The organism is Candidatus Syntrophocurvum alkaliphilum, from assembly GCF_009734445.1.
In the GTDB taxonomy this organism is placed as follows: Bacteria; Bacillota; Syntrophomonadia; order Syntrophomonadales; family Syntrophomonadaceae; genus Syntrophocurvum; species Syntrophocurvum alkaliphilum.
In genome coordinates this window covers 1,347,600-1,361,060 of record NZ_CP046457.1, presented here as the reverse complement: position 1 = coordinate 1,361,060, position 13,461 = coordinate 1,347,600, and the positions used below count along the sequence as shown (strand labels likewise).

Here is a 13,461-nt window from a genome sequence, read left to right as displayed (position 1 = left end):
CATGCTGATAAATGTATAAAGGGGATTTATATGCAAATAAAAAAAAGTAGAGTAAAATCTACTAAAATTAATACAGATTTAAAAATAACTATTGTTTATCCACCTGTAGTTGATTGGTATTTATTATATCAACGTCCTCAACAACTTCTAAATGCTTTATCTACTTTTGAGGGTGTTACTTCAATATTTATTAGTAGTGAAGAATTTAGGCAATTAAAAGAACCTATTATAGAAATGGAACCTAACTTATATGTTGTAAAAAAAGATGTTGATTTTAGTCACCTAGTAAAGGGGAAAAAAATACTTTGGCTGAGTTATCCCAACTATTACTATTATGCAGATCAAGAACACTATGATCTAATTGTTTTCGATGCTATTGATAGCCCAGTAGAAGAACTGAATTTTTGGTTAGAAAATCTAGACAAAGCTCTTCAAAGATCTAATTTAATTATGTGTACATCAGAAGCATTAATTAATTATTATCAAAAATACGGTAAAGCCATATATTATTGTCCAAATGGAGCTGATTATAATCATTTTGCTAAAGCAGCAGAAAAATTACCAAAACCCATTGATTTTCCAGCTACATCTAGCATAGTTGTTGGTTTTTATGGAGCCCTTGCTTCTTGGGTAGACTTTGATTTAATTAAAACCATAGCTGAAAGATATCATGTAGTTCTTATTGGGAACAACAAATACTATAATTATGACTTGAATCATCCAAATATAACGGTCTTAGAACACAAAGATTATAATGTGCTACCTTATTATCTTTCACAGTTTGATCTTGCTTTAATTCCTTTCAGATTGACTGAACTAGTAAAAGCATGTGATCCAGTAAAGTATTATGAATACCTTAGTGCGGGTAAGCCTATATTAGCAACTGATATTTATGAGATCAAAAGAAGATATTCAGATTTAACGTATTTTATAAATAAGGAAAACTGTTTTCGAACAATAGAAAAAGCAATAAAAGAAGACTCTATGGTTATCAAGAAACGTCGAATGGAAACTGCCCAACTTAATTCATGGCAAGAAAGGGCGAAAACAGTTATAAGAAGCATAAGAAACCATTTATAAAGTGTATTTTTTAAATTTAAAGTGATATAGAAATAAAAACCTGATCTTTTTTTAAAGAACAGGTTTTTTTATTTCACTATAATACATACAATGTTTTAGAGTTTTTATAAGTTTACTGCAAGCTAATTTTAACACAGGTTAAAACAACAATAATTTAAATAAAACATACTAATGCCAAAAAATAGAAAAAAATAGAAAAATATGCTAATATTACTTTATAGAAACGCTAAGTTAAAAAATTTAAAAAGCAGGGGGAATGAATTTATATAGGGGGGGATATCCACGTAAAGTGGTAGGGCTAGTTTACAACTCATTTGTTAACTAGTTATTTGTAGGCATTTGGTGAAGAATGTACATACTCTAGGTTTAGATTTTTAAAATATAATCTAGACTGAATTTATTGCATGCCTTTTTTCTTTTTTTACCCGTTTCCTGTATAAATGGTGATTATATGGATTTATGGTATTACTTTATTAACAATCTAGACAATGTAATCAGATTAACAGCAGAGCATATTGTATTAGTCGGAGTATCTGTAGGTTTTGCAGTGCTAATAGGAGTAGGATTAGGTGTCCTAATTAGCTATTACCAAGTCTTGGCAAGAGGTGTACTTTACATATGCCAAGTAATAATGACCATACCAAGCTTAGCAGTATTTGGCCTGTTAATACCCCTATTTGGCATAGGTTTTAAAACAGGTGTAATAGCATTGGTTCTATACTCTTTATTACCAATAGTACGTAACACATATACAGGTATAGAGGAGATAGATCCTGCTGTAATACAAGCTGCACAAGGTATGGGAATGAATGAAACTAATATATTGCGCAAAATCAAACTACCACTTGCATGGCCTATTATAATGGCAGGAATTAGAACATCAGTAGTAATGATAATAGGAATAGGAGCCATAGCATCCTTTGTAGGAGCAGGTGGATTAGGAGAATTCATATTCCGAGGAATCTCACAGTGGAATATGAACTCAGTACTAGTAGGAGCAATTTTTGTTTCAATTGTAGCAATAGTAGCAGACCGACTATTAAAGTGGGCAGAACATCGCACTAGAGTCTAAAAAAAGGAGGTGTAGTGCTTTGATAAAACTAGAGAATCTGCATAAAGTTTTTCCGGGTTCAGAAGTACCAGCAGTTAATAATTTAAATATGCAAATAAACGAAGGAGAAACATGTGTATTTGTAGGTCCATCAGGTTGTGGTAAAACAACCACGATGAAGATGATAAATCGCTTAGTAAAACCAACATCAGGAATAATAAAAATAAATGATTCTGATACAACCAATCTAAACCCAATAGAACTGCGCCAAAACATAGGTTATGTAATACAAGAAATAGGCTTATTTCCACATATGACAATAGCAGAAAACATTGCAACAGTACCAAAAGAGAAAAAGTGGTCGCAATCAAAAATAAATTCAAGGATAGATGAACTATTAAATTTAGTTGGATTAGATCCTGAAATTTATAGAAACAGGAAACCAGATGCACTAAGTGGTGGTCAAAGGCAACGAGTGGGAGTAGCAAGAGCCTTAGCAGCTGATCCACCTATATTATTAATGGATGAACCATTTGGAGCAGTTGATCCAATAACAAGAACCCACTTACAAAATGAGTTTATAAGACTACAAAAAGAGATAAACAAAACCATAATATTTGTAACTCATGATATAGATGAGGCAATAAAAATGGGAGATAAAATTGCGGTAATGCGCGAAGGCAACCTTATACAGTATGATGAACCCAACAACTTATTAAGTTCTCCAGCAGATAGCTTTGTAGAATCATTAATTGGAAGCAATCGCTCAATCAAAAGATTAAACTTAATCAAAGTAAAAGATGTACTAAATACAAAATTACCAAGCATAAACCTAAACACCATATCAGAAATAACATCCAAACAACTACTAGATAGCAAAGCAAAAGCTTTACCGGTAACTGATGAAAACTTAAGATTTTGTGGAATCTTAGAAACTAAGCACATACTAAACAACAAGGAAAATAAAGCCTTAGAAAGCTTAATAAAACCATGCAGTAGCTTAGTTCAAGATGAAGCAACATTAGGAGATGCACTATCTGCAATGTTAAATACAGGAGAAAAATATGCTGTAGTATTAAACGACAACCAAGAACCTAAAGGAGTACTAACCATAGCATATATATTGGAGCTGATGAAAGATGATGCAGCATAGTAATAACTTATGGTTAAAATTTATTCCTGTAATATTATTTATTGGTTTAGGAATAGGAATAACAATTTACTTTGTAAACAATCCCGGAGGTGCTATGGCAGCTAGGGTGTTGAGTTATGACTATATATTGCGATTGACTCAGGAACACATAACCATGGTATTAGTATCTTCCATAGCAGCTATCCTAACAGCTATTCCTCTAGGAATAATAATAAGCAGGGAAAAAGTAGGAGCAATAGGCCCATTTATTGAGAATACAGTTAATGTAGCTCAAACAGTACCGAGTTTAGCAATCATAGCATTATTTTTCACAATATTTGGCCTAGGATTTTATACAGCAGTTTTTGCTCTATGGTGTTATTCATTACTACCAATTTTAAGAAACACATATGCTGGAATAAAAAGTGTACCACCAGGTGTAATTGAAGCAGCTAAAGGTATGGGAATGCCAAACTATAGGATATTATACCAAATAGAAATGCCATTAGCATTTCCTGTAATAATGGCAGGTATTCGTAACGCTGTAGTAATAAATGTTGGAACCGCAACCTTGGCTACATTCATAGGCGCTGGAGGACTAGGACACTTAATAGTAACTGGGATTCAGGTACAACGATTATCATTACTGTTAGTAGGATGTATATTAAGTGCATTATTAGCACTAACTTTCGATCATTTATTAGCAATTTTAGAACAAAGGGGTATAAAGATTACTTAATTTTTAAATGGAGGGGATTTATATGCTATCTTTAAAACAATCCAAAAAGATGACAACTTTAGTAGCTATCATTAGTGTTTTTGCACTACTATTAGTTGGCTGTGCTGGTCAAGCTGGTGCACCAGGTGAACCAGGTGAAATTGATGAATGGACATTTGCTACGAACCATGAATTCTCAGTAAGACCAGATGGACTTCCTGAGCTAGTACAAGTATATGACTTTGAGTTTGATAATGTTGAGGTTATGGATTTAGGCATTACATATGGTGCCTTACAGGAAAACAGAGTCTCTGCAGCAATGGGGTTTGGAACAGATGGACGTATAGCAGCTTTTGATTTAGTAAACCTAGTAGATGATAAAAACTTCTTCCCGGTTTACAATCCTGCACCAGTAGTACGTACAGACGTAATTGAACAATATCCTGAGTTAGAAGAATTAATGCAACCAGTAAGTGAGGCTTTAGACACAGATACCATGATTGAACTAAATAGAGCAGTTGATGTAGATGATAAAGATGTAACACAGGTTGCTGTAGACTGGTTAAATAGTGAAGGAATTTTAACTGGCGAACAAGTTGAAAATGCAGGCGAAATTTCAGTTGGTTCTAAAGAATTTACTGAGCAGCTATTACTTGGAGCAATTACTATAGCAGTATTAGAAGATGCTGGCTTTGATGTTGAAGATAACACTAACTTAAGTGGAAGTGTAGTTGTCCGTGAATCCTTACTAAATGGTGATGTAGATATTTATTGGGAATACACAGGAACTGCATGGCTAACCTATCTTGAGCACGAAGAAGCAATTACCGATCCTGTAGAGTGTTATGAAGCAGTTAAACAAGAAGACTTAGAGAAAAATGATTTAGTATGGTTAGACTATGCTCCATTTAACAACACTTATACAATAATGATGCGCCAAGCTGATGCTGATGCATTAGGAATTGAATCAATAAGCGATCTTGCTGAACTTATTAATCAAAGACAATAATCAAAATCGAGTCAAATGGGACGGTTCCTATTGACTCACTTAACAATATATAAAACTAAAAAAAAACCTGTTCTTTTTTAAGAACAGGTTTTTTTTAGTTAAGTACGATACAAACAATATTTTAAAGATTTATAAAGAATTTATAGTTGAAAATATATAAAATAAACTCTCATAGTCAAAAACAATATGATATTTAAAGATATGAAAGAATTATGATTTCCATTATTCAAATAGATTATGCTAACATTACTTATGAATTAAACGCCGAGTTCTCAAAAATATGAGAAGCGGGGGAACCGAATTAATGGGGTGAGTCCACGTAAGTGGTAGGGCTACCTTACAGTCCGAATCCGTCAGCTAACTTCGTAGGCGTTGTGAGAAAGAATGTGATACATACTTTAAGGTCTAGACTAAACAATAGGTCTAGGTTCATACGCTCTATGCCTTTCTTTCTTTATTTTCTTACCCGCTTCACACAAAAATGGTGATTATATGGATTTATGGTATTACTTTATTAACAATCTAGACAATGTAATCAGATTAACAGCAGAGCATATTGTATTAGTCGGAGTATCTGTAGGTTTTGCAGTGCTAATAGGAGTAGGATTAGGTGTCCTAATTAGCTATTACCAAGTCTTGGCAAGAGGTGTACTTTACATATGCCAAGTAATAATGACCATACCAAGCTTAGCAGTATTTGGCCTGTTAATACCCCTATTTGGCATAGGTTTTAAAACAGGTGTAATAGCATTGGTTCTATACTCTTTATTACCAATAGTACGTAACACATATACAGGTATAGAGGAGATAGATCCTGCTGTAATACAAGCTGCACAAGGTATGGGAATGAATGAAACTAATATATTGCGCAAAATCAAACTACCACTTGCATGGCCTATTATAATGGCAGGAATTAGAACATCAGTAGTAATGATAATAGGAATAGGAGCCATAGCATCCTTTGTAGGAGCAGGTGGATTAGGAGAATTCATATTCCGAGGAATCTCACAGTGGAATATGAACTCAGTACTAGTAGGAGCAATTTTTGTTTCAATTGTAGCAATAGTAGCAGACCGACTATTAAAGTGGGCAGAACATCGCACTAGAGTCTAAAAAAAGGAGGTGTAGTGCTTTGATAAAACTAGAGAATCTGCATAAAGTTTTTCCGGGTTCAGAAGTACCAGCAGTTAATAATTTAAATATGCAAATAAACGAAGGAGAAACATGTGTATTTGTAGGTCCATCAGGTTGTGGTAAAACAACCACGATGAAGATGATAAATCGCTTAGTAAAACCAACATCAGGAATAATAAAAATAAATGATTCTGATACAACCAATCTAAACCCAATAGAACTGCGCCAAAACATAGGTTATGTAATACAAGAAATAGGCTTATTTCCACATATGACAATAGCAGAAAACATTGCAACAGTACCAAAAGAGAAAAAGTGGTCGCAATCAAAAATAAATTCAAGGATAGATGAACTATTAAATTTAGTTGGATTAGATCCTGAAATTTATAGAAACAGGAAACCAGATGCACTAAGTGGTGGTCAAAGGCAACGAGTGGGAGTAGCAAGAGCCTTAGCAGCTGATCCACCTATATTATTAATGGATGAACCATTTGGAGCAGTTGATCCAATAACAAGAACCCACTTACAAAATGAGTTTATAAGACTACAAAAAGAGATAAACAAAACCATAATATTTGTAACTCATGATATAGATGAGGCAATAAAAATGGGAGATAAAATTGCGGTAATGCGCGAAGGCAACCTTATACAGTATGATGAACCCAACAACTTATTAAGTTCTCCAGCAGATAGCTTTGTAGAATCATTAATTGGAAGCAATCGCTCAATCAAAAGATTAAACTTAATCAAAGTAAAAGATGTACTAAATACAAAATTACCAAGCATAAACCTAAACACCATATCAGAAATAACATCCAAACAACTACTAGATAGCAAAGCAAAAGCTTTACCGGTAACTGATGAAAACTTAAGATTTTGTGGAATCTTAGAAACTAAGCACATACTAAACAACAAGGAAAATAAAGCCTTAGAAAGCTTAATAAAACCATGCAGTAGCTTAGTTCAAGATGAAGCAACATTAGGAGATGCACTATCTGCAATGTTAAATACAGGAGAAAAATATGCTGTAGTATTAAACGACAACCAAGAACCTAAAGGAGTACTAACCATAGCATATATATTGGAGCTGATGAAAGATGATGCAGCATAGTAATAACTTATGGTTAAAATTTATTCCTGTAATATTATTTATTGGTTTAGGAATAGGAATAACAATTTACTTTGTAAACAATCCCGGAGGTGCTATGGCAGCTAGGGTGTTGAGTTATGACTATATATTGCGATTGACTCAGGAACACATAACCATGGTATTAGTATCTTCCATAGCAGCTATCCTAACAGCTATTCCTCTAGGAATAATAATAAGCAGGGAAAAAGTAGGAGCAATAGGCCCATTTATTGAGAATACAGTTAATGTAGCTCAAACAGTACCGAGTTTAGCAATCATAGCATTATTTTTCACAATATTTGGCCTAGGATTTTATACAGCAGTTTTTGCTCTATGGTGTTATTCATTACTACCAATTTTAAGAAACACATATGCTGGAATAAAAAGTGTACCACCAGGTGTAATTGAAGCAGCTAAAGGTATGGGAATGCCAAACTATAGGATATTATACCAAATAGAAATGCCATTAGCATTTCCTGTAATAATGGCAGGTATTCGTAACGCTGTAGTAATAAATGTTGGAACCGCAACCTTGGCTACATTCATAGGCGCTGGAGGACTAGGACACTTAATAGTAACTGGGATTCAGGTACAACGATTATCATTACTGTTAGTAGGATGTATATTAAGTGCATTATTAGCACTAACTTTCGATCATTTATTAGCAATTCTAGAACAAAGGGGTATAAAGATTACTTAATTTAAAAATGGAGGGGATTTATATGCTATCTTTAAAACAATCCAAAAAGATGACAACTTTAGTAGCTATCATTAGTGTTTTTGCACTACTATTAGTTGGCTGTGCTGGTCAAGCTGGTGCACCAGGTGAAATTGATGACTGGGTATTTGCTACGGACCATGAATTTTCAGTAAGACCAGATGGACTTCCTGAGCTAGTACAAGTATATGGTTTTGAATTTGATGATGTTGAAGTTATGGACTTAGGTATTACATATGGTGCCTTAAGAGAGCACCAGGTAGCAGCAGCTATGGGATTCTCAACTGATGGACGTATAGCAGCCTTTGATTTAGTAAACCTTGTAGATGATAAAAACTTCTTCCCGGTTTACAATCCTGCGCCAGTAGTACGTACAGACGTAATTGAACAATATCCTGAGTTAGAAGAATTAATGCAACCAGTAAGTGATGCTTTAGACACAGATACCATGCTTGAACTAAATGCTTCAGTAGATGTAGATGGTAAAGATGTAACACAGGTTGCTGTAGATTGGTTAAATAGTGAAGGAATCCTAACCGGAGAACAGGCTGAAAATGCAGGTGAAATTTCAGTTGGTTCTAAAGAATTTACTGAGCAGCTATTACTTGGAGCAATTACTATAGCAGTATTAGAAGATGCGGGTTTTGATGTTGAAGATAATACAAACTTAAGTGGAAGCGTAGTAGTACGTGAAGCATTACTAAATGGTGATGTAGATATTTATTGGGAATACACTGGAACTGCATGGTTAACCTACCTTGAGCACGAAGAAGCAATTACAGATTCTCAAGAGTGTTATGAAGCAGTTAAACAAGAAGACTTAGAGAAAAATGATTTAGTATGGTTAGACTATGCTCCATTTAACAACACTTATACAATAATGATGCGCCAAGCTGATGCTGATGCATTAGGAATTGAATCAATAAGCGATCTTGCAGATCATATAAATGAAAGATAATCAGAATTAAAAACAGTGAGTCAAAAGGGACGGTTCCTTTTGACTCATTTTTATTTTAACAATTAAAATAAAATTCATTTAACAAATCTCGAGCTTTAGCTTCATGACTTTTTTTAACTTCTATAACAGCTGTAGTAGTTTGAGAAAGTTGCATGCGGCTAAAAGGATGAGTCTTAGTTTTTAATCTGCATTTTACTCCTTTAGCTTTTAAATAAGAATATCTAGCATTAACTTCTGGTAGGTTACTTTGCGAACCTCCATATACATCTACCCATCCTAATTTATCTTGAATGACTATTATTATATATGCAATCCCACCTAGAATAAATATAAATAAACTTGACCCGTCCATATTATCACCCTCATTCAAAATGTTAAAAATCTTTATTATGCTTTTTTCTATTATACAATAACAAGGAACAAAAAATGTTTTATAGATGCTTATATATATATATATAGCTTCAAATTATCGACGTTGAATATAGTATAACTGTATTTTGAATTATATTTTTATTAGCTACAATAATAATGTAGAATACAAAAATTCACCCCTCCAAACACCATCATGTGGGGTCACTCCAACCCGTCCCCTTTGACTCTTTTTTTCTTTTGTGATAAATGGACATGTTAGCATAAAAAACCACTATTATTAAAAAACAAACAAAATTATAGTGATTTTACAATACTGCCTTAATTAATGAATGAAGCAAGGTGAGGGTTTATTAGTAGTCAATTGGCTGTTTGTCCTATAATGTCGAAATAGTTAAACTTTTAATAATCGCCTATTATAAAATAATGAAAGGAAGTGTTTTTACGTTTACATTACAACATAAACAGGTCTTATTTTTAAGTATTTTTATTTTACTAGTATTTGCTTTTTTACCAAAGGCAGAAGCTAGTGTGTATGGTGACCAGACATTATCTGTAGGAAGTAGAGGAGCTGCTGTCAGTGTCTTACAAAATGATTTAACAAGACAAGGTTTTAATACATATGGTGTAGATGGTATATTTGATCAAAATACCCATAATGCAGTTGAGAACTTTCAAAGAGCTAAAGGGATACAAGTTGATGGTATTGTAGGGTCACAAACAAAATCAGCTTTGCAGGAAGAAGTAGCTAAAAGTATTGCATTAAGAGCTTCACTTAGGTATAGTGACCAAACATTATCTATAGGTAGCAGAGGGGAGGCAGTTAGTGCATTACAAGACGACTTAACAAGACAAGGTTTTAATACATATGGTGTAGATGGTATATTTGGTCAAAATACCCATAATGCAGTTGAGAACTTTCAAAGAGCTAAAGGGATACAAGCTGATGGTATTGTAGGTCCACAAACAAAATTAGCTTTACAAGAAGAAGTAGCAAAAAGTAATGCTTATAGAGCTTCACTAACTTATAATGCTAATACAAATAATAACACCAATACAACTGTTTCTAGAGGAAGTCGCACAGATATTCATAGATATCCACATTTAAGTAAAGTAAATGGAGAATTTGGCCAATTTAGGTACAGGTCATTACAGGGTGGTAGAATAGAAATAGATCCAGTATGGGTACAGGAAAATATAGTAACAATAACACTACCTGGTTTAAATAGACAAGTGCAGGTACATAAAAATGCTGCTCCAAACTTTATACATGCATTTACATTGATCAAAAAAGGTACTGCCAATATAAATGGGCGAGAAGTACCATTACTAAGTCTTATTGAAACTATGGATGGGACATGGGTTCCTAGACATGTTATGTGGAACCCTTCAAGAGGTTTAAGTAACCATTCTTGGGGAACCGCTATAGACATAAATGCGGCTGGTAATCTTAGATACGTCTGTCCAACAAATGAACCAAATCACCCTAACTTAATCCTTTGGGAAAAAGCCTTCAAACCTGCAGGATTCAGTTGGGGCAACAGATTCAATGATGCAATGCACTACGAAATAATAAGATAACGAGTCAAAGGGGACGGTTCCTTCTGACTCACTTTCAGATTGGTATATATTCCGGTGTTCAAAAAAGCTTGGCATTGCCAAGCTTTTTTTTAGTGACAAAGATTAAAAGCATTTTTTGATTATGTAGTATAATTTAATTAAATAACTTAAGAATTAATTCAGGGAGGATATAATTGTGGGATTATTAATAATACATGGAGTTATTGCATTATTATTAGTTGGAATGGGTATCATTATTAAGCATTTTGGTGGAGAAAGCCTAATTGCTGGATATAATACTGCATCAAAAGAAGCCCAAGACTACATGAGAGCAAAGGGTATAGGGAGATTTATTGGTGATTATCTCTACCTACTAGCTGCAATAATCATACTTGGATCTATTGGCTATAGTTTTGACCTTAATTATAGTATAACAATATCTTGGATTTTATTTATTATTGTAACTATTTTAATGGTAATAAAAGCTCAAAAATTTACTCCTCAAAAATAGATATTAGCATTTGAAAAGGATTTAAAAGTGAGTCAAAAGGAACCGTCCCCTTTGACTCAAACAAAAAATTTCCTCTAATACAGGAAAATGGTAGAACAATATCGAAATAATACCCCAAACATTTATTCGGGGTGAAGTGATGTTAGCAACAGTTAATACTATGGTTTTAAATGGTGTTGAAGCCGAACCAGTTAAAGTAGAGGTAGATATTCAGAATGCACTTCCTGGTTTTGAGATAGTTGGTCTTGCCTCAACTGCGGTTAAAGAAGCTAGAGATAGAGTTAAACTAGCTATAAAAAATTCAGGTTTAAAGTTTCCCAACAGAAAGATAATAGTTAATTTAGCTCCAGCTGATATGAAAAAAGAAGGTAGTCATTTTGATTTAGCAATAGCAGCTGGGATTATTATGTCATGGCAAGAATTGGATAATAATATTAGCAACTATTTTTTTGTAGGTGAATTATCTCTAGATGGAAGTGTAAGAAAAGTTCCAGGTGTCTTACCTATGGCTATTGAGTTAGCTAAGTATGACGATAACAAATTAGTTGTACCCTATGAAAATGAAGAAGAAGCTGCACTAATAAATGATACAAATATTTATCGATTATCCCATTTAACAGAACTGATTAATTTTCTATATGGTAATACAAGTTTACAAATCGTAAAATCTCCTCAAATAACAACTACTAACAAATTCCCTCTGGATTTTGCAGAGGTAAAAGGTCAAGAGTCAGCTAAAAGGGCTTTGAAAATAGCGGCTGCAGGCCAACATAATGCATTGTTAATAGGTCCGCCGGGGGGTGGAAAAACAATGTTAGCTAAAAGATTACCAGGTATAATGCCAGAAATGACTAGAAACGAAATTTTAGAAACCACAAAAATATATTCAGTTGCTAATCTGCTTAATTCTGATACTCCTTTAATAACAACAAGACCATTTCGTTCCCCTCACAAAAATGCATCAGCTGCTAGTATTATCGGTGGTGGAAGAGTTCCTAGACCAGGTGAAATTAGTCTAGCCCAAAATGGAGTTTTGTTTTTAGATGAATTGCCTGAATTTAATCGGGATGTTTTAGAATCCTTGAGGCAACCATTAGAAGATAAAACTGTCACTATTGCTAGAACTCACTCGACCTATACTTATCCTGCAAATTTTTCCTTGATTGGTAGTATGAACCCTTGTCCGTGTGGCAATTTTGGTTCTGATATAGAATGCCGCTGTTCTCCTCTTCAAATTCATCGATATCTTAGTCGTATTAGTGGCCCTTTATTAGACCGAATGGATTTACATGTTGAGGTGCCTAGAATTAAATATGAAGAATTAACTAACACTGAAGAAAAAAGTGAAGATACTTCAAAAAATATTAGAGAAGATATAGTATATGCACGAGATATTCAAATTAAAAGATTTAAAAATACCAATATTAACTTAAATTCTCAAATGAATCCAGCACAAGTAAGAAATCATTGTAAATTAGATGAAAAATCAGAGCAATTATTAAAAATTTCTTTTACTAAACTAAATATGACAGCTAGAGCATATGATAGAGTTCTCAAAATTGCTCGTACAATAGCAGATTTAAATAATATTAAAAATATAAAAGTTGATCATATAGCAGAAGCAATTCAGTATAGAAGCCTTGATCGCAAGTATTGGAATATTTAGTTGAAAAGTAGTTACAACTCCTCCTCCATACAGAAAAAAATTACAAATATGTATATTGTAGCAAAAACTTTATATTTTTTCGTTTATTATTTTGAATATGATTTAGCAAAATTACAGACTATATAAACGTAACACAAACAAAAAATAAAAAAATGGAGGAATGATTTAACAATGATGAATCAACAACAAAAGAAGCAAATCGAACAACAAATTCAACAAGAGCTACAACAAGCTCAACAACAAATGGAGCAATTAAAACAACAAGGTGGACTACAACAACAGCAACAACAACAATATGGCCAGCTACAACAACAATTGCAACAAGCACAAAAACAAGTACAACAGTTACAACAACAACAATAGTTAACAAAAAAATCTTGAAAATACCTCCGTTGCATAAACGGAGGTATTTTTAAAATTATTGAA

The 13,461-nt window shown here is 33.4% G+C and carries 14 protein-coding genes and 1 riboswitch; of the genes, 13 read left to right on the top strand and 1 reads right to left on the bottom strand.

The window, feature by feature from the left end:
• Positions 1–30: 30 nt before the first annotated feature.
• From SYNTR_RS06605 to SYNTR_RS11600, 9 genes are all read left to right on the top strand, one after another.
• The gene (locus SYNTR_RS06605) at positions 31–1,080 is read left to right on the top strand and encodes a glycosyltransferase family protein (protein ID WP_156203779.1); all 1,050 of its coding nucleotides are present in this window, start codon (positions 31–33) and stop codon (positions 1,078–1,080) included.
• Between the two features lie 451 nt (positions 1,081–1,531).
• A complete protein-coding gene (locus SYNTR_RS06600; protein WP_156203777.1) occupies positions 1,532–2,152 on the top strand; it encodes an ABC transporter permease in 621 nt (206 codons plus the stop codon).
• Positions 2,153–2,171: 19 nt separating this feature from the next.
• Positions 2,172–3,284 (top strand): betaine/proline/choline family ABC transporter ATP-binding protein, encoded by a 1,113-nt coding sequence (locus SYNTR_RS06595; protein WP_156203776.1) that lies wholly within the window; start codon positions 2,172–2,174, stop codon positions 3,282–3,284.
• A complete protein-coding gene (locus SYNTR_RS06590) occupies positions 3,271–4,002 on the top strand; it encodes an ABC transporter permease (protein ID WP_156203775.1) in 732 nt (243 codons plus the stop codon). The genes SYNTR_RS06595 and SYNTR_RS06590 overlap by 14 nt, the downstream gene beginning before the upstream one ends.
• A 22-nt stretch (positions 4,003–4,024) precedes the next feature.
• The gene (locus SYNTR_RS06585; RefSeq protein WP_197079043.1) at positions 4,025–4,990 is read left to right on the top strand and encodes a glycine betaine ABC transporter substrate-binding protein; all 966 of its coding nucleotides are present in this window, start codon (positions 4,025–4,027) and stop codon (positions 4,988–4,990) included.
• Between the two features lie 252 nt (positions 4,991–5,242).
• Positions 5,243–5,378: riboswitch (cyclic di-AMP (ydaO/yuaA leader) on the top strand.
• Positions 5,379–5,482: 104 nt separating this feature from the next.
• A complete protein-coding gene (locus SYNTR_RS06580; protein WP_156203777.1) occupies positions 5,483–6,103 on the top strand; it encodes an ABC transporter permease in 621 nt (206 codons plus the stop codon).
• A gap of 19 nt (positions 6,104–6,122) precedes the next feature.
• Positions 6,123–7,235, top strand: a complete 1,113-nt coding sequence (locus SYNTR_RS06575) for a betaine/proline/choline family ABC transporter ATP-binding protein (RefSeq protein ID WP_156203776.1) — start codon at positions 6,123–6,125, stop codon at positions 7,233–7,235.
• Positions 7,222–7,953 (top strand): ABC transporter permease, encoded by a 732-nt coding sequence (locus tag SYNTR_RS06570; RefSeq protein ID WP_156203775.1) that lies wholly within the window; start codon positions 7,222–7,224, stop codon positions 7,951–7,953. The genes SYNTR_RS06575 and SYNTR_RS06570 overlap by 14 nt, the downstream gene beginning before the upstream one ends.
• Before the next feature lie 22 nt (positions 7,954–7,975).
• The gene (locus SYNTR_RS11600) at positions 7,976–8,929 is read left to right on the top strand and encodes a glycine betaine ABC transporter substrate-binding protein (protein WP_243140152.1); all 954 of its coding nucleotides are present in this window, start codon (positions 7,976–7,978) and stop codon (positions 8,927–8,929) included.
• A gap of 55 nt (positions 8,930–8,984) precedes the next feature.
• Here the strand turns inward: SYNTR_RS11600 and SYNTR_RS06560 are convergent, their stop codons facing one another.
• The gene (locus SYNTR_RS06560; protein ID WP_156203774.1) at positions 8,985–9,281 is read right to left on the bottom strand and encodes a hypothetical protein; all 297 of its coding nucleotides are present in this window, start codon (positions 9,279–9,281) and stop codon (positions 8,985–8,987) included.
• Positions 9,282–9,670: 389 nt separating this feature from the next.
• Here SYNTR_RS06560 and SYNTR_RS06555 point away from each other — a divergent pair, with 389 nt between their 5' ends.
• The 4 genes from SYNTR_RS06555 (at position 9,671) to SYNTR_RS06540 (ending at position 13,398) form a co-directional block, all read left to right on the top strand.
• Complete coding sequence (locus tag SYNTR_RS06555; RefSeq protein ID WP_197079042.1) at positions 9,671–10,879, top strand: peptidoglycan-binding protein; 1,209 nt, start codon at positions 9,671–9,673, stop codon at positions 10,877–10,879.
• Positions 10,880–11,054: 175 nt separating this feature from the next.
• The gene (locus SYNTR_RS06550) at positions 11,055–11,369 is read left to right on the top strand and encodes a DUF3784 domain-containing protein (RefSeq protein WP_156203772.1); all 315 of its coding nucleotides are present in this window, start codon (positions 11,055–11,057) and stop codon (positions 11,367–11,369) included.
• Between the two features lie 139 nt (positions 11,370–11,508).
• Positions 11,509–13,035, top strand: a complete 1,527-nt coding sequence (locus SYNTR_RS06545) for a YifB family Mg chelatase-like AAA ATPase (RefSeq protein WP_156203771.1) — start codon at positions 11,509–11,511, stop codon at positions 13,033–13,035.
• Positions 13,036–13,206: 171 nt separating this feature from the next.
• On the top strand, positions 13,207–13,398 hold the full coding sequence (locus tag SYNTR_RS06540; protein WP_156203770.1) for a hypothetical protein: 192 nt from the start codon (positions 13,207–13,209) through the stop codon (positions 13,396–13,398).
• The last annotated feature ends 63 nt before the right edge of the window (positions 13,399–13,461 follow it).